A 21,897-nucleotide genomic window follows, 5' to 3' on the forward strand; every position below is an offset into this window, starting at 1 on the left:
TTATGGATGAGCTCGAATTGTTTAGAAAATCTTCAAAGAAAAAACCAAGAGAAATCGAAACGGCAGAGCAAGCCGCTTTGATTGATTGGTCTTGGTTGGTTTCCTATCAGGGAGAGAAGTTAGGTGAGTCTATTACGCATGTACCAAATGAAGGTAAGCGTGGTGGCAAAGCACAAAGTGATTTTAAGAAGCTAGGCGGTAGTAAAGGCTACCCCGATCTGATTGTTGATATTGCTGCTGGTGGATTTCACGGCTTAAGAATCGAAATGAAATCACCTAAAGGTTTTTCATCATCAGTTTCGAAAGAGCAAAAGGAATGGATTGAACGGCTAAATCGAAGAGGGTATTTGGCTGTTATCTGTTATGGGTTTGAAGAAGCAAAACAAGTCATTGTTGATTACCTGGGGATAGGGAAAGATGAGTAATGTTGTAGAGCTATTAGAAAAGCTAAGTAAACCGAAGTCAGTTAATATGAGCTCCAATTTTAACCGATCTAAAAACTCACTCGACAAACAAGAACTGTATTCAGCGATATGCGTTGCTGGGAATAAAAATCCCATAGGACTATCGGTTGTTATGGCTACTGAGTTTGGTGAGGTGCAGCACGTAGAAAAGTTGCAATGTCACTTATTGGAGGCATTCGGATCAGACAAGAATGCTCAAGCATTGATGACTGTTGCCTATGCCGAGTTGTGTTTCCTTCCTTTAGGTAAGAACCAGACCCGTATCAAATCATTGTTTAAGCGCCATGGTGCTCGAGCTAATAGAAGCCGAAGAATGATTGACTCATGGAAAAGGGCGATAAAATCCTTATCTAAAACAGGTCGCCATGAAGGAATGATTGAGCAGCATGAGCTCGACATTAAAACAGAAAAGCAAGCCCTTGATGATTATGCCGATAAATACTCTCGCTTATCTTGTCATTGCCCTCGATGTGGTGGAACTGGGAATGGTGCTGAAGGGCCGTGTAAGTCGTGTAACGGTGATGGTTACTTTAAGAACAATCACAACGACTGGAAAATACATTTATCAAATCTAAACGTGAAGCTAGATAATGACGCTGCGATCAAGATTGAATCAGTGGTCAGTGAGCTTAACGCTAATAAAGCCCTCGCTATTCAAGCGATGAAAGCGCGTGCTAAGCGCGAGCGAGCAGATTGACAAGCACAGAAGCTGTGCGATAATCCCCAATAATAGAATAACTAACCCTGCCATTTGGCGGGGTTTTTTCGTTTTGGAGTCAGTATGCAGGTAAACATTCAAAGTGCGCTTCAAGCGGCACTTATATTAGGAACATTAGCTTTTGGTTACGGAGCTCTCGACAACCGAGTAGAAGACAATACGAAGGACATTACTCGTATTGAGCAAGAGTCAAAGAAGAAGAATGAAGAGTTCATGCAAAAGTTTGACACCTTCATTTCAGAGCAAAGGACCCTCAATCGGCAGATAGTGCAAAACACGACAAACCAAAGCCACATTCTCAAAAAGCTAGATCTTTAACAAGTCGCCAAATGGCGGCTTTTTTATTGCGAGAAGAAAAATGTTTGATAAATCTTTCGAACGTGTGGTGCTACACGAAGGCAAGTTTCAAGACGACCCCAAAGACCGAGGTAACTGGACCGGTGGCAAGGTTGGTATTGGCGAGCTAAAAGGCACGAACTGCGGGATCTCTGCAATGACCTACCCGCACCTAGATATTCGGAATTTAACCAACGAGCAGATTCGCGCTATTTACTTTGAAGACTGGTTTGTTGCTCTGGGAATGGACCGTTTTCGCCCAGCGATGCAATACCAACTGTTTGATGCAGCTGTACAACATGGTTTTCCTCGAGCAGCAAGAATGCTTCAGCGTGCTGTAGGCACTAAGCCTGATGGTGTAATCGGCCCTAAAACACTCGAGGCTACTAGAAAACTAGAGCTCAATGATTTGTTGATGCGCTTTATCGCAAAGCGTATCGACTTCTATACGCGCATTTCTACGTTCAATGAATATGGACGTGGTTGGATGCGCCGTATTTCACAAGTGCTGTTATTTGCAGCTGAAGACAATTAAGAGGTGTTCTATGAAGAATGTATATTCTTTTATCCGTAGTTTTGTGGGTGGTTTACTACTGTTCGTTCTACCCGCTATTGCGTGGGCGGCAACTGGTGTTCCTGTCGATCCCGAGATTCCTGCTTGGGTTTACAAAGTGCTAGGCGTGGCAGCTGGCCTGATCGGTATCGTGTCTCAAGTTGATGCACAGATCAGTGAAGAGTTTAAAAGGCGCTGGCCGTGGTGGATTCGTCTGTTTTGGAATATCGCCGCAGGTAACTATCGTCACTCGAAAAACATGCCCACACCTAAGTAGTTCTTATGGATTTTAGTTGGCTTGTATTTGTTCGTCGTATGTTAGAGGGGATTCTCGATGCTTGTAACCGCGAAAAGAAACGTTCTTATGCCGATGATAGTGCTGATGCTATCTCTAATGGTGGGAGCGTGCAGCACAGTGAGCAATCCTTCTCCGACTTGGCCAACAAATCTAAACGTGATCAAACTGAGTGATGGTGGTATCTGTCTCGATGCTACTAGCGCTCGTCGTTTGGCTGAGCTACGGGCTGATTTAGAAGCCCTTTAGTTGGAGATACTCTAGATGAAACTCTTTTTCCTTATGTTCGCATTCTTAGCTAATTACTGGTACGTATTCGTCATTCTGGGCGTAGTCGCATCTGTTGCTAAGTTAACCGCAAACAATATCCACATCATTTAACCTTAGGTTTCTGAAGTGATTACAACACTCGCGCTCCTTGCCGCTATCTACTGGGCGTGGCGCGAGTGGCGTAAAGAGTGATCGTCAGATGTTATGGCTAAACCAAAACAAGACAAAAACTGGCCCGCGTTAAACCGAGCTTTTCAAACAGAGCATTTAAAGACTGGGATCACAGTTAAAAGATGGTGTGAAAAGAACGGAATCAACCCCAACAGTGCGAAGCGTTACATCAAACGGCCACCAGCACCAAAAGGTGTCGCAGATGGTCGCACTAAGAATACGCAGGAAGTGGAGAAAGCCGAGAGTAATCAAGGCGATCCGAGTTGCGACAAGGTGATCCGTGAAGCGCGAGAGTTTTCGCAGGAACTCTCTGCAGGGATGCTGGGGAACACCAACCAAAAGACTCACGGGTTTTACGCTGAGTTTATGGATGAGGAAGATATTGCGGTCCTCGAAAAGAGTCATAAAGTTGAGCTTGATGCTGAACTTGGATTGATGCGCGTTCGGGCTGTTCGTTCCATGAGAGCCCTAAAGATAATTGCCAGTGATATAGAAGATTCCAAAAGCATTGAGCAACGTGTTCAGCTGTATGACCAATACATCAAAATGGAAGGTAAGCTCGATTGGGCTATCCAACGAATTGAATCCCTCACTCACACTATCGCCGACATTAGCGAAAAGAGTGTCCTACTCAGACTCAAGATGAAGAAGCTGAACTCGTCAGCAGATAAAGACCTTGAGCAAATCAAACTAATTAGAAAACAAGTTGAAGAGAAGGGCGTGATCATCGATATGCGCAAGAACAACGGTGATGACGATAAAGTTACTTACGAGATTGATTGGTAAAGGTTATGAAAAAGTTACTCATCATCTTTTTCTATTCGGTTTTGTCGTTTGGCGTTAGTTACGCCATGGCATTGCTCGGTGAACCTCAATCACTTTGGCTAATGCAGTTGTTGGGATTGCTATAAGTGCACATTCGATACAAAGCGTCACCGTCATTTAAGAAGGTTGTTCACAAGATAAGACCTTTAGTGACTGCGATACGTGGTCCGATCGGCTCTGGTAAGTCGGTAGGTTGTGTGATGCACATGAAGAAAGTCAGCATGGAGCAGGAGCCAAATGCTGAAGGTGTGCGTAAGACACGATGGTTATGTATTCGTAATACCTACCCAGAACTGAAAGGAACGGTAATCAAAACGTTCCAAGACTGGATACCCCAGTCTATTTGTCCGATTGTTTACGACTCTCCTATCCGTGGATTGTGGAAACAAAAACACCCGGACGGGGAAACCACGATAGAAGCTGAGTTCTTCTTCTTGTCACTCGATAAGCCTAAAGACATATCCAAGCTAATGTCGCTTGAATGTACAGGCGTATGGATTAACGAAGCACAGTTTCTACCTCGTTCGGTTGTCCTCGAAGCTCTTTCGCGTGCAGGTCGTTACCCTTCAATGCGTGATGGTGGTCCTACGTGGTACGGCATGATCATGGATACCAACTCACCAGATGATGATCACTGGTGGTACGAAATGGAGAAGGGCGTCGATGAAGAGACACAGACACCACTTTGCCCGGACAACTGGACCTTTGTTGAACAACCAGGTGGATTACTAGAGATCACCGGGACACCGAAAGAGGCACTGTCACCCGAGATCCGCAACATGATTGATGCAGGGTATGTCATTGAGTACTTAGGCAAGACATTCGTTGCTAATCCCGCTGCAGAGAACGCAGATAACCACAAGAACAAGTGGGGCTATTGGCTTGAGAAAGTACAAGGCCAAACACTGAACTGGATTCGTTCAAGGATGTGTAACAAGTTCGCCGTGGTTGCTGATGGTAAGCCAGTGTTCGGCGACTCGTTTAACCGTGACTTCCATGTAAGCAAAACCAAACTATTGCCAGTGAAAGGCTGGCCAACACTGATCGGCCTCGACTTCGGTCTGACTCCTTCTGCAGTATTCATTCAGATCTCACCTTCTGGACAGGTTCGAATCATTGATGAGGTGGTATCTGAAGGTATGGGGATCAGGCGCTTTGTCAAAGAGCAGCTGAACCCACTCATTGCGCAGAAATATAAAGGTTGTGATCTTGAGTTCTTTGGTGACCCGGCAGGTGTGGCCAAGGACCAGAACGATGAGAAGACCTGTTTCGGGATTCTCGAAGAAGAAGGCTTACGAGCCGAACCAGCAGCAACTAACAACGTAACCGCCCGACTTGAGGCGGTTCGTTACTTTTTACACCAGCTTTATCGCGGTCAGCCGGCTATCACTATTAGCCCGCATTGTCGGATTCTCATCAAGGCAATGGAAACGGGTTACCAGTACAAGCGACTTAACGTATCGGGACAAGAGAAGTATTCGGATAAACCAGACAAGAACCAATATTCACACTTGTCTGATGCTTTCCAGTACGTCTGTTTAGGTGCGTTACCTACAAACCGCCGCGAAGAAATTATTCACCAAGCTACTCACGCCTACAAAACTCTCAACGCTAACGCAGGGTACTAATCATGCAAGACACTCCAGAAACACATCAAGAGGATGTGGACGTACTCACGCCTATTAAAAACTTCGGGCAAGAGTTACTAGTTACTTTACGTGAAGAACTTCAATCTCGTACACCTATAGAACAGCGTTGGGTTGACGATATGCGCCGCTATATGGGTAAGTATGAAGAGCAGTTCTACACTGACGCGAAAGAGCAGAAGCGAAGCCAGGTGTTTATCGGCTATACCCGCAGCAAGACGGATGCTTGGGTAGCGCAAATGACTGATATGTTGTTTCCAGCTGACGACAAAAACTATGGTATCTCTCCAACGCCAGTGCCGCAGTTAGAGAAGATTCTTGAGCAAGACCCCGATCAGGAAAGTGATGTGGCCGTTGTCGCTAAGCGAGAGATGGATGAGGCCATTGCTCGAGCTCGCGGAATGGAATCGCAAATTGATGATCAACTAGAAGAGTGTGACTACGCCGGTGAATCCCGTTGGATGCTTCACTATGCTGGCGTGCTTGGTACTGGCATAGTGCGTGCGCCAGTGATGGAAGTGAGAAAGTCGTCAAAGTGGAATGAGGTTGAATCTGGCGTTTGGGCCGCTGATATTGTTCACGAAGAAAAGCCAGCCGCTAAGAACGTCTACCCTTGGGACTTTGTACCGGATATGTCGGCAACTTGTATTGAAGATTGTCAGCATACCTTTGAGCGCGAGTATCTGAATAAGCGCACTCTAATTAAAATGCTCAAAGACAAGAACAAGATCGCTGAAGGTTTAAAGGCGCTCATTAGAACTGATCCGAAAGATACCCATGCAGTAACTGGTGACGTTCTTGGTTATGTTAACCAGATTAGACAGTTAAATGGATTACAGCCGACTTACAAAGACAATCGCTATGAGATTTGGACCTATCATGGTCCAGTGCCTAACCGTGTACTTATTGAAGCGGGGTTGTTTGAAGAAGATGACGACGATCTAGGTGAGCACGGAGAAGTCGAAGGTGTTATTCAATTGTCGGGTAATGGCGTCATTATTGATGTGAACCTTAACCCTTTTGATACTGAAGATAACCCGTATTCGGTTTATTGTGCCGAACCCGATGTATCTGGCATCTTTGGTTTCGGTATCCCTCATTTAATCAAAGATACTCAAGATGTAATGAACTCAGCTTGGCGTGCAATGCTGGATAACGGCGTTACGACCATTGGTGATCAGATCGTTGTTAACAAAGCGGTACTTGAGCCAGCTGATGGTAAGTATGAGTTCTCACCTCGTAAAACGTGGTACACCAAAGATAGCAGCAACGCGACGGCGCACTTTGAAGCGCAAAAAGCATTCGGTGTCTTCTCTATGCAATCCCGACAGGCTGAATACCAAAATGTTATTGGTATGGCGAAAGCCTTTATGGATGAAGAGTCGGGGTTACCGATGATCTCTCAAGGTGAGCAAGGACAGGTAACACCAACACTTGGCGGCATGAGTATGTTGATGAATGCTGCTAACGCAGTTCGTCGTCGCCAGGTGAAAGAGTTCGATGATGCAGTGACTAAGCCATTAGTGACTCGTTTCTATGTTTGGAACATGCAGTTCAACCCACGTAACGACATTAAAGGCGATATGAGTTGTACTGCTCGAGGCACTTCGGCACTTCTAGTTAAAGAAATGCAGACGGCACAGATCATTGAAATGTTCGACCGATTCTCAGCGCATCCACACTTGGCGCCAGCATTTGATTGGTACAACGGCCTTGAGTCACTGGTTAAGTCAATGAGTCTTGGTGTACAAGCAATGCTTAAGCCGAAGTCAGAATATGACCAGATCATCAAACAGCAACAAGAAGAGGCGAAGAACAAACCACAAGACCCAGCACTGATCAAAGCGCAGATGGATATTCAGCTTACGAAAATGAAACATGAGCACCAGATGCAGCTCGAAGAGTTTAAAGCTGATACGACTCGACAAGTTGAGCGATTGAAAGCAGAGGGTAAACTTGCAGAGCAAGAGATCCGAAGACAGCAAGCATTGTTCCGCTATCAGAGCGACCAAATGAAGTTAGCGCAGCAAAAAGAAGTCGAAATGATGCGCCTTGCTCAAAACGATAAGTGGAACACTGAGCGTCTAGTGACAGAGCTAAGCAAGCAAAGAGCTAAGCAAGATCACGACATGCAGAAGTTTTTAGCTGAGTACGACTTGAAGTTCACTCTTGGTCAAGAAGGCAATTTTGGCCTTGACTAAGTATTGACTTACAGATTAGTTGCGCGATAATTTCCAATAATGCAAAAGTATCCCCTGAGCCCAGCCCTAACCGGTTGGGCTTTTTTGTTTCCGAAAGAAAGGTAATGACCAATGAGTGATCAAAGCAAAGGCCAAACAGTCCATAGTCACAAAGGGATTATATTAGTGGAAGGGTTGGATTATACGCTAACTACAGTAACTGATGAGACTGTAGTTGCACGGTTCTATCGCAATCCTGACTTTTTTATGAATCCTGATATTCCTGCCGAAGAAGGTAAAGATTTTTCGGAAGTGGGATTTGGTTTTAATACCGCTGATGGTGGGGCATTTCTTCCGTTGTTTGATTTGGCTTTGGGAACAACATTGTCAATGACATTTGGCCAGGCGATTAACGCCATGAAGAAAGGCTTTAAGGTTGCTCGTCGTGGGTGGAATGGTAAGGGAATGTGGTGTATTTACAATCCAGGTTCTAAAGGTGAAACACATGCCATGTTTGAAGGTAGCGTGTACAAGAGCCACGGTGTAGATGAATGTGAAATCTTACCGCACTTTGATATGTACACTGTCAATGCTGAAGGCCGTCGAGCAATGCTCCCCGGTTGGTTGGCAAGTCAATCTGATATGGATGCTGAAGATTGGGTGGTGGTAGATGCAAACCAATAAAGAACCTAACCAAACTTTAGCTGCAAGCATGGTGCAAGCTTACTTATACGATCGCTTTGGCGAGTATGCTTTGGTGATCGCTTGTAACCCTTTCAAAAATTATTCTGATGTGCGTGAGCGCGTCGAAACCTTTTTTAATGGCCGACTCAAGGCCGCTGCTATGTGCGTCAACCTAAAGCACAAAGGCACTAAAAGCTTACAGGTTTATGTATGCAGTTAGATGCCATAGCACGCAAGAAAGTCTCTGAATATGTCGATGAGCGAATGGAGCAAGTTAAAGACCAATTGGTTTATCCGAATGACGAGACTCAAACCACATTGCTAAGAGGTCGATACTTAGAGCTTGAGAAGCTTAAAGAGCTCCTAGATAAGTTAGACAAACCACTACAGCAATAAACAATTAACCATTACTGAAACCCTGCCAATCGGCGGGGTTTTTTCGTTTCTGGCCGCAGTCAATGCCGCCTTACCCAAGCCGCAGAAATGCCGCAAGGAGATATTCGATGAAGGTCGAAGATAACAACCAAGATCACCTAGACATTGATGAAGATGCCGTTTTTGCAACCGCAGTCTCTGAAATGACGGGTGAATTAACTGGCGAAGTCGTGAACGAGCCAACGGTAGACCCTATTAAATCAAATGAAAGCGAGTTGGATCCTCTAGGCCAAGGGGAAGAAGACAAAGCGACTAGTTCGAATGAACAGGAGCCTGATGAGCTTGAGCAACTGAAAGCCGCCAATGCGCGTTTAGAGCATTCTCTTAATTCAGAAAAGGGACGCACTAGATCCGCGCTAAAACGTTGGGAAGGTGCTCAACAGAAGCTTAGTCAAGTTACGCAAAGTCTAGCTGAGAACCCAGAAGGTTTTCTCGATGATGACTTCCGCGAGAACTTCCCTGAGCTTGCTGAAGAGCTTGAAAAAAGCATGGCGAAAAGTACTGAACGAACAAATCAGTCAATCAAAGCCGCACTTGACCCAATGCAGAGCCTCGTTGATGGGGAGCTGGAAAGCCTACAGGAAGAAACTCAGATTGCTGCTGAATCAGCGGTTGAAGACGCTATTCCTGACGCTCGACAGATTCTACAAGACCCTCGTTTCAACTCTTGGCTCGAATCTCAACCTGCAGGGGTACAAGGGCTATTCGATTCCGATGACCCACAAGACGCCATTTACCTGCTCAATCAATTCAAATCCAGTCCGAGTCCCGGTAGCGAGGTCCAAAGTCGCCGTGAGAAGCAAAAGCGCTCTCTTAATACGGCTGGTGGCCGCTCTGCAGTACCGAAAGACAATGCTGATGTAGATGATGAAGATGCACTTTGGAAGTCTATCTCTCAGCAGGTCGAAAAGGACTTCGGACATAGTTAATTCATTCTAAAGGTGATTCTATGTCGACCCAATACGGTGATATTACCCCACGCGTAGGTCTTTACGCGAAGGCGCAATTCTTGGTTCACGCCGATGTGATCCAAGTCCTTTCTAAGCTTGGTCAAACTGAGCCTGTACCAAAGAATAAAGGTCAGAAAGCTAAGTTCCGTCGTGCGGTGCCATTCCCAGCCGCAACCGTACCACTTACTGAAGGTGTTCGTCCTGCAGGTCAAAAGCTTGCGGTCGAAGATGTGGAAGTGGATCTAAAGCAATACGGTGACTGGACGGGCATTACTGATGTAATCCAAGACACGCACGAAGATCCAATTCTTCAAAAGATGACTCAATTGTGTGGTCAACAAGCGGCAGAAACTGCAGAGCTTGTTCTTTGGGGTATCGTATCTGCTGGTACTGCGGTTGTTTTTGCTAACGGTACCGCTCGTAACGAAGTAAACACTAAGATTTCTCTAGTGAAACTTCGTCAGGCAGTACGTTCGCTGTCTGGTAACCGTGCGAAGAAGAAAACTCGTATCTTGTCCGGTTCGGCAGATTACGCTACCAAGCCGGTTGAAGCTGCGTACATCGCTGTTTGTCATACCGACCTTGAAGCAGATATTCGCGATCTGGAAGGCTTTACCCCAGTAGCGAAATACGGCTCACGTAGCCCTATCGTACCTGAAGAGTTCGGTAGTGTTGAGAACGTGCGCTTTATTACCACGCCGTTGTTAATTCCTCTCGAAGATGCGGGCGGTGCAGCTGGTGGTACGGTGATTTCTACCACTGGTACTAATGCAGACGTTTACCCGATCGTTGTCTTCGGTGAGGACGCTTACGGTGTCTGCCCACTGAAAGGTAAACAGTCGCACGAATTGAAAGTGCGTAACCCAGGTAAACCTGAGTTTGGTGATGAACTCGGCCAGAATGGTTCCGTTGGTTGGATCATGTGGTTTGCAGGTGTCATCCTCAACCAAGCATGGCTCATGCGCATCGAGGTAGCAGCAACTCAGCTGTAATACCTTGCCTTTGCCCCTCTAACGAGGGGCTTTTTTTTGAATAAGAGAAACTGATTATGGCCAACTACGATTTCATTAACTTAGACGTTAAACGTAAAGACCCGCTCATTACGCACTTAAAAGATGTATGTGGCATTGAGCCCGATGGCAGTGCAAGTATTAACGACCTGCAAGACGCAATTCTAGCGTTTGAAGAAAACAACGGTTATGAGCGTCCTATGAGCTTATTGCCTGAGCGCTTAAAACCTCAAGATCCAATTGTACCTGCACAGACAGGAGCTAAAGAACCTGTTTACAAACCAGTTTCTGCGCATCCTCGCCGTAAAGTGATTGTGCAAAACTCATTGACTGACTCCCCTCAAGAGTATTTCCAGATCAATGAATACAAGATTCTGGTTAAGTTTGAAGAAGAGATTGAACTGCCTGAGCCGATGATCAAGCACATTAAAGATGTGAAGGTGACGACCTACAAGCAGGAGAAAGATGGTTCAATCACTCCTATCATTCGCCGTTGTTACGCAGTGTCTGAAGTGTAATGAATTTCCTTCAGCTGTGTAATCGATTGCACGGTGAGATGAACGACAGCGGTACGGGGTTAACCGCTGTCGTTAACCAAACTGGGCGCTACGGGAAAATCGTGGATGCTATTCGTGAAGCTTGGGTAGAGGTCCAAGACGACAACTGGGATAGTGAGTTTTTTGGTTTGAAGCCTAAAGACGATCCCGCTGAAGCAGATACGTTTTACAACCGTCACGACCCTCAAGTTCTCACTGAGCAACTTCATACCCCATTCATTCCCGAGCAGTACCAAATGATCATCGTTTATCAGGCAATGAAGAAACAATCTCTGTCTCTTAATGCGCCTGAGTTGCGTGCTATTGCAGATGAAGGTCATAGCAAGATTATGTCTAAAATGGCTAATCGCTATATCGGTGCGAATTGGGGTAAACCTTCTGAACCTGTTTCTGAGAGCCCGCTACCATAATGCCACAACCAAAAACTCAACACGTAGCATTGCAAGGCACGGTCGACCTTGTTACGCCTCCGATCGCTAAATCGCCAAGTCATGCCATAACTGCCGATAATGTTCAGCCTTTATGGGGTGGTGGCTTTGGGCGCATTGAGGGCTATGAGCCTGTTGATGGTGCGCCAGCCCCAAGTGACTACATTTACTATCGTGTGATCTTGCCAGTGGTCGACGCTGCGTGGGTGGGCGGTACGCTCGAGTTAAATGGTTTTGTTGGCCACATCTTTTCTATTGATGAGCCTAACCTGTCATTAAAAGTGGTCGCTGTGAAGTTAGTTGGTGTCAAAGATGACACAGTGACTATCACACCTCCTAGCGGTGGGCCAGTTACTCAGCCATTGAATTACATCACCACATTTGGCTTTGGCAGTAATGCTGAAGAACAGGCGCAAATTTTGGCGTCAGCACATAAGCTCATGTTTGGCAAAATCGCTAAGCCTATCGGTGATGGTTTACTTCGCGGTGTGGTGGATCTTAATGGTCAGTTAATTGCGTTTCGCGATAATGGCAGTGATCTCGCAATCTCATTGGGCAATAACGATCATACATGGACGGCTGTGCCTGATGTGTATGAAGTGACCCTTAAAACAGTGACTGAGCCTGAAGCGTTTGTCGATGGGGTTAGCGTTGATGTTGGCGGGACAGTCGTTACCTTGCACGCGGCAACATTCTCAGCCGATGGTCAAACCGGCATTATGTATATTGACCAGCCAGTTACTGTTAATGCGGATGTTAATGTATCCATTGGCGGGGCAGTAAAAGCAGTTACAGCTGGATCGATGATCAAGGCGACTTACTCTGCTGGGAAAGTCTGGACCTTTAAGTATCACAACTTCTATGCAGGTAGTGCTACTCGTTACGCTTACGGCACTAATGGGGAATCGCTGGTTGAAGTCCGTCCTAATGGCGTGATCATTCCCATTCCCGTGCATGACACTCGTACGATCACTGCGATAGCAATACACCGCAATCACTTGTTTGTCGCCTTTCAAGGTGGTCAGTATGGGCATTGTGCTGTCGGTGAACCGTTAAATTGGGAAATCCTATTAGGTGCTGAGCAGTTTGGTACTGGGGATGAGATCACCGCATTGCAATCAATGCCAGGTGGTTACATGTTGATCGGCTGTGAGAATAGCCTACATGTGTTAAGTGGTAGTACTCGCCAAGATTGGGTTGCAGGGCCACTGTCAAAGGTTGGTATTACCGCTGGTACATTGACAGGCACCTTCAAGCCGATTGCACACAGTAACAACGGCTTTATCGATGTAACCCAAACCGAGGCGTTTGGTGACTTTATTGCCAGTGAAATTCATGCGAATGCGCTGTTAGGTGATGATGCGTTTCATCCTCTTCATACCAAGTTCTTTGCTCATTCACATAAAAGAGAGCATAACCAAGTCCGTTTTTATCAGCGTGGCTTAGCTAGGCATTTTATTGTTCAGTTACTTTCTGACGGAAAAAACCGTGCGTCCTTTTTCTCATACCCTAAGCCACTAGAGGGAGTATGGGATACTAAGGAGCATACATACCTCGCATTTGATGATGGGCTCATCTATCGACAAAACGACAAGATCTGTTCGTTTGCTGGTAGCGAAATTTATTGGGTGCTTCGCTTGGCTTATACGCATACGGGTAGCCCTAATATCGTTAAGTCTTGGGATTCGTTCGAACTGCAAATGTCTTCTGAAGGCTCGCTCAATCTAAAATTTATTCACTCTCTCGATTATGGCTCAATGGAGCACGCGCAATCACGAAGCGAGATTCAAGGCGTATTTGGTGGTGGTGGTCGATGGGATGAATCCCTTTGGGATAATTTCTTCTGGTCAAGTCCTGACTACGTGACACCAACGGTCTATCTCAATGGCCATTCGAAAAATATTTCCATTCTGCTGTCTGGTCGAAGTGACTACGAAAAGAACTTCAAGCTAGACGGTTATACGCTCTCTTATATTCCAAGGAGAAAGTACCGTGTCTAACGATTACTACGAACGTAAAGCCGAGTTAGAACCGTTTACTACCGCACGATCTGATGATGTGCGCAATGAGTTAGATGCCGTTCAAAGTGCTTTTGAGAAGCTACCTAAACCTCGCCAAGATGGAACTATTGGCTTTCTTACCTCTTTTACTATTGTTGCGCCGACTGAGGATAATCATCCAGCTACGCATGGTCAGGTTGCAGCCGAAGGTAACAAAAACAATGAACAGGATGATCGCTTAGATAACATTGAAAACTCGCTCACAGGTTTGGGGCCAGTTGATGGGCGATTCACTACTCTGCGTTATGTTGCGACAGAGGGGCAAACGCAGATTGTTTTACCTTCTCAGTTTCAGTCTTTAGCGTATGTACATAAGAACGGGGGCCGACTCTATCAAACAGTAGGCTTTAACTATGATGTACCTACTAAGACCATTACCTTTACCAGTGCGCTCACACTTAATGATGAAGTGCTGGTGGATGTAGGTATGGTCCCTGATGCGGTACTCGCTGATCTGATCGCCATTCAAGAAGATATTGCCGAGCGTCAAACCGATGTGACTCAAAAACAACAAGACGTAACCACTAAGCATCAAGAGGTTACTTCGATGCACAGTGATGTCGATAGTTGGCAACAACAAGTTAGCCAAGATAAAGACACGACGGTTCAGGCAAAAGATGAAACCAAAGCAACTTATGCTTTACTGCAAAAGCTTCACTTAGGCAGTCATGCTACCCCACCAACCACAGACAACGATGGTAACCCACTTACTGAAGGTGCGAGTTATTACAACAGTACTGATGGTAAAAGTTACGTTTACGAGCAAGGCGCTTGGGTTGTTACGAATCTTTCTGCATTAACAACGGTTTCAAAAGACTCACCAACTGGTAAAGCTTTCATGCCAGTGGGTACTTCGGCTGAAGGCGGAACGCCAGATAAAGGCGCGTTTCGCTATGACGACGACGAAGATGAATTCCAAGGTGGTAACGGTGTTGAGTGGGCTGGCGTTGGTGGCGGCGGTGTCCCTAAGTTCATTCTGAAAACGGCCAACTTTTCCGTAGCTAAAAAGAAAGCATATGAACTGGATATGTCCGATGACATAAGCAAAACCGCTCTTGTTCCGATTGGTATGCCAAATGGCACTTGGTTTGCGGTTAGTGCAATTGGATCAACGGGTGCCGATAGCGTTTACATCACAATCGATACTCAAACGGAAACGTGGGATTACGACGACGGTACGCATACCGGCTATAAGTTCCCAGCTAATAGCAATGCTACTTATTACTTCCGCAAGAATAATCGCGGCAAGTGGGTGGTTGCTGATGGTGTTGGTGAGACAAGTAGAATGCCTGATGTTATGCAGCCTAATCCTAATGTGTTCATTAATGCACTGGAGACAGAAAACCAGCGTGAAGTGATTGATTGGGCGAGCGTAACCATAGGTGAGTACGGGTTCGATAGATGGAAAAAAATTGATGCCAATACTAAGCGTCAGCCTGTAGAAGATTTAGCATTACTACCAAGTACCACATATACGCTGAGCTATGTAGACGGTGGTGACACTATAGTTAAGCAGGTTATATCACCTGCTAGTGGTCATTGGGATAGTACGGATTTAGATGTACCTATTACAGCGTCAATGATGAAACTAGAACTAGGTTCAGTGGCTACGCCATTCGTACCGGATGACCCTGCTACTAACCTTGCGAAGTGTCAGCGTTATTATATTCGTATGGATGCAAACGATTATGCGGATGCGTTATATGTAGGTCTTTCTGCGCTTAACAATGCGGGGCATTGGACACAGATATGCTTCCCTGTAACTATGAGAACACAACCAGACGTTAGTTCTGATGTGTCGCTGACCCCTACAGGTACATCGCATACTCCTTGGGGAGCGAGATATAGTACTAGCAACCCATCCACCACTACTTGGTTAATAGCAAACGCGGAACTCTAAGGAGACAGATTATGGCATTTTTAACACCAGAGACTGTCTTCGGTAAAGGCAGTAGAGAAACAGTAGAACGTTTAACTATCATTCCTTTCGATTTAGACGGTGTAGTTAACCCATCTTTATATACGTTACCTACAACCTGTGCTTGGGAAGATTTTGACGAGTTACATTGGACTTGGACAGTTGGCAATCATGTTGACGAATCCGTAACAACAATCATTCCTAAAGAAGTGCTTACTCGTTCTCCGACAGGGTGGTCACAACGAGTTTACGATCCAAATGACAGCGCAGGTACGTCTTACGTAACTTTAACTGCAAAATCTGCTACAACGGTTGAGGCAACTAGATCGGGTACAACATGTAATACGATCATGTTGGTTGGTTGTAAAAACCGTAAATCTACTAGTTCATTGGAAGAATTATTATCAGTAGCAGCTCAGCCTAGATTGCTTCACAACACGGATATGACTCATCCAGTAAATCAAATTGGCTTTGATGGTAACTGGTCAGCATTGGTCGTTGACGCTCAAGGTTGGGATTTATGGCGCAAGTACGATGCTACTCGTATGTTCCAAGTGGTAGAAGATGGTTCATACTTACCGGAAGCGAATTACATATTGCAAGCCGATGGTGTGGTTATCTGGGAAGGCAAGAGTCCAGCTAGTGGACATTGGGGTATTGCACTGCCAAATACGTCAGATAAAGTCGATTTGCGTATGGGTGAGGTCAAAGTTCCTTGGCATCCAGAGGATGAAGAAAGCAAGCAACGCAATTGTTACAGTCAATATGTTAGAAGGTATGAACACTCTAGTGCCGGTTTTATGCTTGGGTGTGGTCGTCCTGACTCATTTGGGGTTTCAATTAACTTCCCTGTCATAATGAGAGCAGTCCCAAATGTTACAATTTCTGGTGCAGTTTATGATGGGTGCTCATTCTATGATATTACAAACAAGAGCCTGTTGGGACTGCTTGTAAGGGTGGGGACAACTGTTAATGCAGCGTATAGGATTTACGGCTTAATATATTCTGCAGATGCCACTCTTAAACACGCTGATGTCACCACTTGGACAGTCATTTAACCTTTCTTTAATTAAGCCTCTTCGGAGGCTTTTTTAATGCCTAACGAAACGAGGCGATTATGTGGCAATACACAGATGAAACGAATACCGCGGTAACCGATGGTGTTCAAGTTATTGAAGCTGGGTCCGAGAAATGGTTCAGCTTAGGGCTAGATATTAAGGCAGCGAATAGTGAAATTTTTGCACATGACTATGTTGAGCCTGTCCAAGAGGTAAGTGATCCTGTGGCCGAGCCGATTCATGATCTCTGCTTTACTACGGAAAGCAATTTCTCAGTGCGGGTGATTGGCCAAGACCTAATGATTACGCCGTATCATCCAAACTGGAAACAGTATCGAGTGCAATGGCATATCGATAACGGATTGGTTAGAGCACATGATTGGGATGTATCGCCACCAGCAGCACCACGCCCGCCAACGGTTGAAGAGCTAGAGGCACAAGCGAAAATAATTCGTGATACAGCAGTGAGTGCGAATCTATTTCTGCTTGGTGTGGAATGGCAATGTCTCGAAGATGCCGTTGATATTCGTACGGTGATCGATGATGCCGAAACGATTGGGGCGACAGAAAATGAAACCGAGATGTTTCGCTTAGCGGATAACTCTTGGCGTACGACGACTCTTGCTGAACTTCGCCAGGTGCTTGCTGCGCATGTAGTGCGCAAGCGCGATGTTTGGGCTAAGTTTGGTGCTTGGGATGCTGGAGAGAAAACCAAACCATTTACTTACATAACCGCTTAAAGCGGTTTTTTTGTGCCTAAAAAGGGGTATGTATGTCTATCTTAAGTTCAATGTCTTCAGGTATTCCGGGTGGGGCGACGACCGCCGACCAGCCGGTTCAAACACAAGCCAATAAGACGCCTGATCCTCTTAATGTGGCTGATGAAGTTGCAAACATTACTAGCCAAAACTCGTTAGCAATGCGATCAGCGAAATCAAAAGGTAACGAAATCGCAGCAAGTCGAGGTATGCAAAACTCAACACTTGGTGCAGAGGCGGCTCAGCGTGCAATGGTTGATGCGGCTTTACCAATGGCTCAGCAGAACGTACAGCAACGTTTTACATCAAGCGAGAATGAGTTAGGCCGTCAGCATGACATTAAGATGCAGGAAGACTCAGTTCGAGCTAACACGGTTGGCGAATATTTAAACGCAGCCAAAGAACTTCAAACCAGTTTCTTTGATGCCTATAAAGATATTCAATCAGCAGAGATCCCAGCAGCTGAGAAGGCTAATGCAATTAAAGATCTCTACGCTAAGCAGCAGCAACAACTTAACCAAATGAAACAGCTATATGGTGGGTTAGCTACTACAGAAAAAGACTGGTCTGATTTTGCAGATCTACTGACGTAAGGGGTGAGTATGTTTAACTTTACAGAATCTTTCGGTAAAGCCATGGATTGGCTAACTAGTGATCAAGGAATGCAGGTTATGGGGTCTGTCGCAGAGTCGGCTGGTGACTACCTGGTGAAATCAGAACTTGAAGACCGCCAACACCAAAACACACTCGAGCGTATGGAGCTGGAGCAAAATCAGCGCCTGCAGTTTAACGACCATCTTCAAGAGCAAAAGGATGATCGCAATCAATGGGTTGAAAGTAATCTTGCTCCTTTGGATTATTCAATGGGAGCGACGCGTGATTCTCTTGCTGGTGGCGGTAAGTTGTCGAATGGCGTTCTTCAGCGTATGCGAGGTTAATTATGGGTTTTTCTCCAATGGGTGGGGCGTCCTCTTACGGACAAAGTAAGCGTGACTTTGATAATTCTATTGGGCGAGATCGTCACAGAGATAGAAATGACCATGATCGCAAGAAGCGAGAGTCCTCATATTCTACACGACAGCGTGAAGAGCGAGAACGTCAAGAGCAAATAAAGCGAGCTAAGGCTGCTAAAGAGAAGGCTGAAAGAGAGGCTAGAGAAAAAGCAGAGCGTAAGGCGCGTGCTGAACAGAAAAAAGCAGAAGCTGAAGCGGAAAAGAAAGCTGAAGCCGAGAATGAACGAAGTGGTTTCTCTCCAATGGGTGGAATGAGCACGTATGGTTTGAATGCTTCGTCTATATCTCCAGTCGGTGGGCGTGGTGTGCTGGCTGGCATGAGAAGTGCCAGTAATCCTGAAGAAAACGAAGCTTATGAGCGCAGCCAAAATCCTACTGAATATAGTTCTATTCATTTCAGGGAGCCTACGGAATCAGAAGCTAAGGCAGGTATTTATAACAAAGAAAATGCGTATTCTGGTGAAGCTATTAACGAGAACACCAGTGACGAAAACATTGCTCGTTTGACAGGCGACGCAATAGAAGAAAAGCAAATGGAAATAGCTCGTGATTTCGTTTCTTCTCCTTTGGGACCAACTGGGAAGATAGCATCAGAAGCCATTGGATGGGTAAGTAGTTTGTTTGATAGTGATACTGACTATGAACAAAATCTAAAAGAGCAAGCTAAATCGGCAATGAGTGGAGGTGACATAATTCAAAACATTGGCGGGGCAGCTCAAGCCGGTGCTCTTTTAGGTTCTATGAATGATGTAGGAGTCATTAAAGATATTGCCCCTGCAGTATTAAATCCTGTCGCTGGGGCTGTAATTGGTGTTGCGGATGATATTGTTGGGCTCAATAATTACATCAATAACAACAAAAAGTATCTGGAAGAGAACAACCTACTATCAGATAGTCAATCTCATAACTTCAATCGTGATAGAAATCGAGATAGAAACAAAGGGGTTTTAGCGGGAATGCTGCCTGAACCAACGCCGGCGGCAGAGCTCGTAAATCAAGGTCCAATGTTGCCCGATTTTACATGGGTTGATGGTGACGAGTTTAATTCAAATTATGGAATGGGGTTTAAGCGATAATGTTAAATAGAATGAAGCAAGATGGTCAGGCCAAAATGCAACAAGTGTTTAATGGCATCATGCAAAAGAGCATTCAAAAATCTGGTGCTCAGGTAGACCCGAAAAACATTCCAGCTAGTTTGGGGTTAATTTTAGCTAATGCTATGCTCGCTACACTAGAAGAAGCTAAAGCGAATAAAAAGCAGGTACCAGCACAAGTTGTTCTCCAAAGTGCTGTGGATATTGCTAAAGAAGCACTTAGTCAGTTTTCTTTAAAACCACAAGAGCTAGAGGCGATTATGGCTCAGGTTTTCTCTGTGGCTATGGAGTCTTTCTTAGCCATGGCACAGGAAGCTATCTCACCAGAAGAACGCGCTAAATATGAGCAGTTCATGCAAATGGTGAATCAAGGTATGCAACAAGAAGCGCCTCAACCATCACAAGGAGATATGTAATGGCAGTAGGAATCTTAGGTGGTATGCTTCGCGGCGGTGGCCAAGGTGTTCGAGAAAACGCTAGGCAAAGTATCGAAGATCAAGAGCGCCTTCGCCAAGAGCAAGCTGAAGATGAGAAATATCAAACTCGTCTTGCCGACGAACGTGCTGATCGTGATGCACATTATGCGAAGGTCCGGGCTGATAAGGAAGCTGATTTGGAAGCTGGGCGTGAGCACGATTTAGCATTGGCCAAGCTTCGTAACCAATCGAATAAGAGCGGAAATCGAAGCAATACTTTGTTAGCGAATAGAGTTAAGAGCTTTGAAAATCAAGGTGCAAAGTATTTAGAAAGTATTGATAAGATCTCTACAGATTCAATGATGACTCCAGAGCAGAAACTCTCAGCAGCTGCGCCTCTTTACGCTCGACTTGATGAGTTGGTTGAAAATAACCCTGATATGGTTGAGCTGAGTCCGTTGTTTAGTTCTTTTCATTCTAGTGCGAAAGGCTTTCTTACTCAGTTTGAACAGCCGACACCAGAACCGGAACCGGATCAGACGGCAACCAATATGACAGATGATTTTGTCATTCCTGTTAAGAATGACAGCAGCACAGTTAGCAATCGCTCTACTGCCGAAACTGAATATTTGGAACGTTCAGGTCCGTTGAGTGGCATTCTAAAATCGATGAGACTCAAGCCGTCTACAGGTCAGCAAACCGCGGATATGGAACAGTTGCAGCTATCAGGAAATGTACGACCTTTTTAACTATTTGTTGTTTATTTGATCAAAACAATAGACCTACCACTTCTCTTCCTCCTAAACTTGGTGTCAGGTTATGACCAAGGATGCACACCATGTTTAGGAAACTACTTTATAAGTACCTTCAAGATCCTATTCTCTTTAGCGTTGGCGTATTTGTCGCTCTGTTTTGGTTTGGTGCAATACGTAATCAACTCAGCCCCTACTACAATGCACTTATAGAACAAACGGGTGGTGGCTGGCCTTTAGTTAGTGAGATGTACCACAACGCAGAGCTCACAATTATTTTAATGTTTCAGTAGGAAAAGGATTTTAAACAATGCGGTTTTCAATAGTAATGGCTCTGATATTTAGTCTTTTAGGTTGCCAAACTACTTCTACACAAGCAGAAAAAGTAGCAATAACCTTACCGAATGGAGTTAAAGTGAGTAATGAGAGGTATCTCGAAAGGTTGAAATTGGCAGAGTTGCAAGGTCTAGATGTTCCGAGTACCCAAGACATTATGGTATTTTACGATGACCTTCCTGAACCTCAAATATCTCTTACAGTTTATAAAGATAGAACAAGCCTCCCACCCAGAGAACATGCTCCTTACGCGTGGTATGAGCATGTTAGGCAATTTTTGATCTCGAAATACTCTGAAGATGATAAGTTTGAAGTTGTAAGTCCTTTGGATGATATTACAAGTATGTGCGAGCTCGAAGCTCTTGGTTCTGAAGTTCTGATGCACGATTGTTATTACAAGGCCAATTATGTTTTAGAGTTAAAAACAAAATCGGATATGAATTGCGCAACTGTAGGGAACCCCCTTGTCTCTTCAAATGGTGGACTTTATGGAGCTGCTATAGTGACTTATTGTAGTGATGCGCTAACCACTGAGCAGTTGGCCTCTGGGCTGCAATCTACGTTATATGCTGCAAAAGATGACAACTTCTTTGGGCGTAGGTTTTTACCTAGAGGTTAAGTTGTTCTTAATTTGAAGTCGAGGTGTCAATGATCACATGGATAGTAGGATTGGTGATTCTTGTTTGTATTTGGGAATCCCGTCGAAAACAGAAATTACTGGAAAAAAGGAATCGAAGAATCGAAGAGTTAAAGGTTAAAGTTGATCGTGACTTTGATATTAGTGAACTACTAAAGAGTGAAGAGGATTTGGTGGTACAAGTGAAAATTGAAGAGTATCAGAAATCCAAAGAGCTAGAGCGTGACTATAATTGACGATCTAACCAAATTTGCGCGATAATTCCCAATAATGAACATAGCCGACTCTTTTGAGTCGGTTTTTTTATGCCCGCCATTTGTGCGGGCTTTTTAG

General features: G+C 45.1%; 28 protein-coding genes. All 28 read left to right on the top strand.

Going from position 1 to position 21,897, the window contains the following annotated elements:
• Nucleotides 1–2: 2 nt before the first annotated feature.
• The 28 genes from AAFX28_RS14015 (at nt 3) to AAFX28_RS14150 (ending at nt 21,800) form a co-directional block, all read left to right on the top strand.
• Nucleotides 3–425 (top strand): VRR-NUC domain-containing protein, encoded by a 423-nt coding sequence (locus tag AAFX28_RS14015; RefSeq protein WP_408688518.1) that lies wholly within the window; start codon nt 3–5, stop codon nt 423–425.
• Entirely contained in the window at nt 418–1,161 is a 744-nt protein-coding gene (locus AAFX28_RS14020; RefSeq protein WP_408688520.1) for a TIGR02642 family protein, read from the top strand. Before AAFX28_RS14015 ends, AAFX28_RS14020 begins: the two co-directional genes overlap by 8 nt.
• An 84-nt stretch (nt 1,162–1,245) precedes the next feature.
• Nucleotides 1,246–1,500, top strand: coding sequence for a hypothetical protein (locus AAFX28_RS14025; RefSeq protein WP_408688522.1), 255 nt, complete (start codon nt 1,246–1,248; stop codon nt 1,498–1,500).
• A gap of 40 nt (nt 1,501–1,540) precedes the next feature.
• Nucleotides 1,541–2,053 (top strand): glycoside hydrolase family 108 protein, encoded by a 513-nt coding sequence (locus AAFX28_RS14030; RefSeq protein ID WP_408688523.1) that lies wholly within the window; start codon nt 1,541–1,543, stop codon nt 2,051–2,053.
• Between the two features lie 10 nt (nt 2,054–2,063).
• Complete coding sequence (locus tag AAFX28_RS14035; RefSeq protein ID WP_408688525.1) at nt 2,064–2,348, top strand: hypothetical protein; 285 nt, start codon at nt 2,064–2,066, stop codon at nt 2,346–2,348.
• Nucleotides 2,349–2,353: 5 nt separating this feature from the next.
• Nucleotides 2,354–2,542, top strand: a complete 189-nt coding sequence (locus AAFX28_RS14040; RefSeq protein ID WP_408688527.1) for a hypothetical protein — start codon at nt 2,354–2,356, stop codon at nt 2,540–2,542.
• A gap of 298 nt (nt 2,543–2,840) precedes the next feature.
• Nucleotides 2,841–3,593: a hypothetical protein gene (locus AAFX28_RS14045; RefSeq protein ID WP_408688529.1), complete on the top strand. Its 753-nt coding sequence runs from the start codon at nt 2,841–2,843 to the stop codon at nt 3,591–3,593.
• Nucleotides 3,594–3,718: 125 nt separating this feature from the next.
• Entirely contained in the window at nt 3,719–5,260 is a 1,542-nt protein-coding gene (locus AAFX28_RS14050; RefSeq protein ID WP_408688531.1) for a TerL, read from the top strand.
• A 2-nt stretch (nt 5,261–5,262) separates the two neighbouring features.
• Nucleotides 5,263–7,479 (top strand): hypothetical protein, encoded by a 2,217-nt coding sequence (locus tag AAFX28_RS14055; protein ID WP_408688533.1) that lies wholly within the window; start codon nt 5,263–5,265, stop codon nt 7,477–7,479.
• A 111-nt stretch (nt 7,480–7,590) separates the two neighbouring features.
• Nucleotides 7,591–8,142, top strand: a complete 552-nt coding sequence (locus AAFX28_RS14060) for a DUF2829 domain-containing protein (protein WP_408688535.1) — start codon at nt 7,591–7,593, stop codon at nt 8,140–8,142.
• Complete coding sequence (locus AAFX28_RS14065) at nt 8,129–8,362, top strand: hypothetical protein (RefSeq protein WP_408688537.1); 234 nt, start codon at nt 8,129–8,131, stop codon at nt 8,360–8,362. Before AAFX28_RS14060 ends, AAFX28_RS14065 begins: the two co-directional genes overlap by 14 nt.
• Nucleotides 8,353–8,538, top strand: a complete 186-nt coding sequence (locus AAFX28_RS14070) for a hypothetical protein (RefSeq protein ID WP_408688538.1) — start codon at nt 8,353–8,355, stop codon at nt 8,536–8,538. Before AAFX28_RS14065 ends, AAFX28_RS14070 begins: the two co-directional genes overlap by 10 nt.
• A 107-nt stretch (nt 8,539–8,645) precedes the next feature.
• Nucleotides 8,646–9,506, top strand: a complete 861-nt coding sequence (locus tag AAFX28_RS14075; protein WP_408688540.1) for a hypothetical protein — start codon at nt 8,646–8,648, stop codon at nt 9,504–9,506.
• A 20-nt stretch (nt 9,507–9,526) separates the two neighbouring features.
• Complete coding sequence (locus AAFX28_RS14080) at nt 9,527–10,519, top strand: N4-gp56 family major capsid protein (protein WP_408688541.1); 993 nt, start codon at nt 9,527–9,529, stop codon at nt 10,517–10,519.
• A 56-nt stretch (nt 10,520–10,575) separates the two neighbouring features.
• Nucleotides 10,576–11,055 carry a hypothetical protein gene (locus tag AAFX28_RS14085; RefSeq protein WP_408688543.1) on the top strand — a complete coding sequence of 160 codons (480 nt, stop codon included), beginning with the start codon at nt 10,576–10,578 and terminating at the stop codon, nt 11,053–11,055.
• The gene (locus tag AAFX28_RS14090; RefSeq protein WP_408688544.1) at nt 11,055–11,504 is read left to right on the top strand and encodes a hypothetical protein; all 450 of its coding nucleotides are present in this window, start codon (nt 11,055–11,057) and stop codon (nt 11,502–11,504) included. The genes AAFX28_RS14085 and AAFX28_RS14090 overlap by 1 nt, the downstream gene beginning before the upstream one ends.
• Nucleotides 11,504–13,522, top strand: coding sequence for a hypothetical protein (locus AAFX28_RS14095; protein WP_408688546.1), 2,019 nt, complete (start codon nt 11,504–11,506; stop codon nt 13,520–13,522). The genes AAFX28_RS14090 and AAFX28_RS14095 overlap by 1 nt, the downstream gene beginning before the upstream one ends.
• The gene (locus AAFX28_RS14100) at nt 13,515–15,482 is read left to right on the top strand and encodes a hypothetical protein (RefSeq protein WP_408688548.1); all 1,968 of its coding nucleotides are present in this window, start codon (nt 13,515–13,517) and stop codon (nt 15,480–15,482) included. The genes AAFX28_RS14095 and AAFX28_RS14100 overlap by 8 nt, the downstream gene beginning before the upstream one ends.
• Before the next feature lie 11 nt (nt 15,483–15,493).
• Nucleotides 15,494–16,558, top strand: a complete 1,065-nt coding sequence (locus AAFX28_RS14105; RefSeq protein WP_408688549.1) for a hypothetical protein — start codon at nt 15,494–15,496, stop codon at nt 16,556–16,558.
• A gap of 59 nt (nt 16,559–16,617) precedes the next feature.
• Nucleotides 16,618–17,298 (top strand): hypothetical protein, encoded by a 681-nt coding sequence (locus AAFX28_RS14110; RefSeq protein WP_408688551.1) that lies wholly within the window; start codon nt 16,618–16,620, stop codon nt 17,296–17,298.
• Nucleotides 17,299–17,330: 32 nt separating this feature from the next.
• Complete coding sequence (locus tag AAFX28_RS14115; protein ID WP_408688553.1) at nt 17,331–17,909, top strand: hypothetical protein; 579 nt, start codon at nt 17,331–17,333, stop codon at nt 17,907–17,909.
• Between the two features lie 9 nt (nt 17,910–17,918).
• Nucleotides 17,919–18,254, top strand: coding sequence for a hypothetical protein (locus AAFX28_RS14120; RefSeq protein ID WP_408688555.1), 336 nt, complete (start codon nt 17,919–17,921; stop codon nt 18,252–18,254).
• A gap of 2 nt (nt 18,255–18,256) precedes the next feature.
• The gene (locus AAFX28_RS14125; protein WP_408688557.1) at nt 18,257–19,405 is read left to right on the top strand and encodes a hypothetical protein; all 1,149 of its coding nucleotides are present in this window, start codon (nt 18,257–18,259) and stop codon (nt 19,403–19,405) included.
• The gene (locus AAFX28_RS14130) at nt 19,405–19,839 is read left to right on the top strand and encodes a hypothetical protein (protein ID WP_408688559.1); all 435 of its coding nucleotides are present in this window, start codon (nt 19,405–19,407) and stop codon (nt 19,837–19,839) included. The genes AAFX28_RS14125 and AAFX28_RS14130 overlap by 1 nt, the downstream gene beginning before the upstream one ends.
• Nucleotides 19,839–20,588 (top strand): hypothetical protein, encoded by a 750-nt coding sequence (locus AAFX28_RS14135; RefSeq protein ID WP_408688561.1) that lies wholly within the window; start codon nt 19,839–19,841, stop codon nt 20,586–20,588. The genes AAFX28_RS14130 and AAFX28_RS14135 overlap by 1 nt, the downstream gene beginning before the upstream one ends.
• 89 nt (nt 20,589–20,677) lie before the next feature.
• Nucleotides 20,678–20,884: a hypothetical protein gene (locus tag AAFX28_RS14140; RefSeq protein WP_408688563.1), complete on the top strand. Its 207-nt coding sequence runs from the start codon at nt 20,678–20,680 to the stop codon at nt 20,882–20,884.
• A 17-nt stretch (nt 20,885–20,901) separates the two neighbouring features.
• The gene (locus AAFX28_RS14145; RefSeq protein ID WP_408688565.1) at nt 20,902–21,546 is read left to right on the top strand and encodes a hypothetical protein; all 645 of its coding nucleotides are present in this window, start codon (nt 20,902–20,904) and stop codon (nt 21,544–21,546) included.
• 29 nt (nt 21,547–21,575) lie between these two features.
• A complete protein-coding gene (locus tag AAFX28_RS14150; RefSeq protein WP_408688567.1) occupies nt 21,576–21,800 on the top strand; it encodes a hypothetical protein in 225 nt (74 codons plus the stop codon).
• The last annotated feature ends 97 nt before the right edge of the window (nt 21,801–21,897 follow it).

It is taken from the genome of Vibrio sp. TBV020 (genome assembly GCF_046056895.1).
Classification (GTDB): Bacteria; Pseudomonadota; Gammaproteobacteria; order Enterobacterales; family Vibrionaceae; genus Vibrio.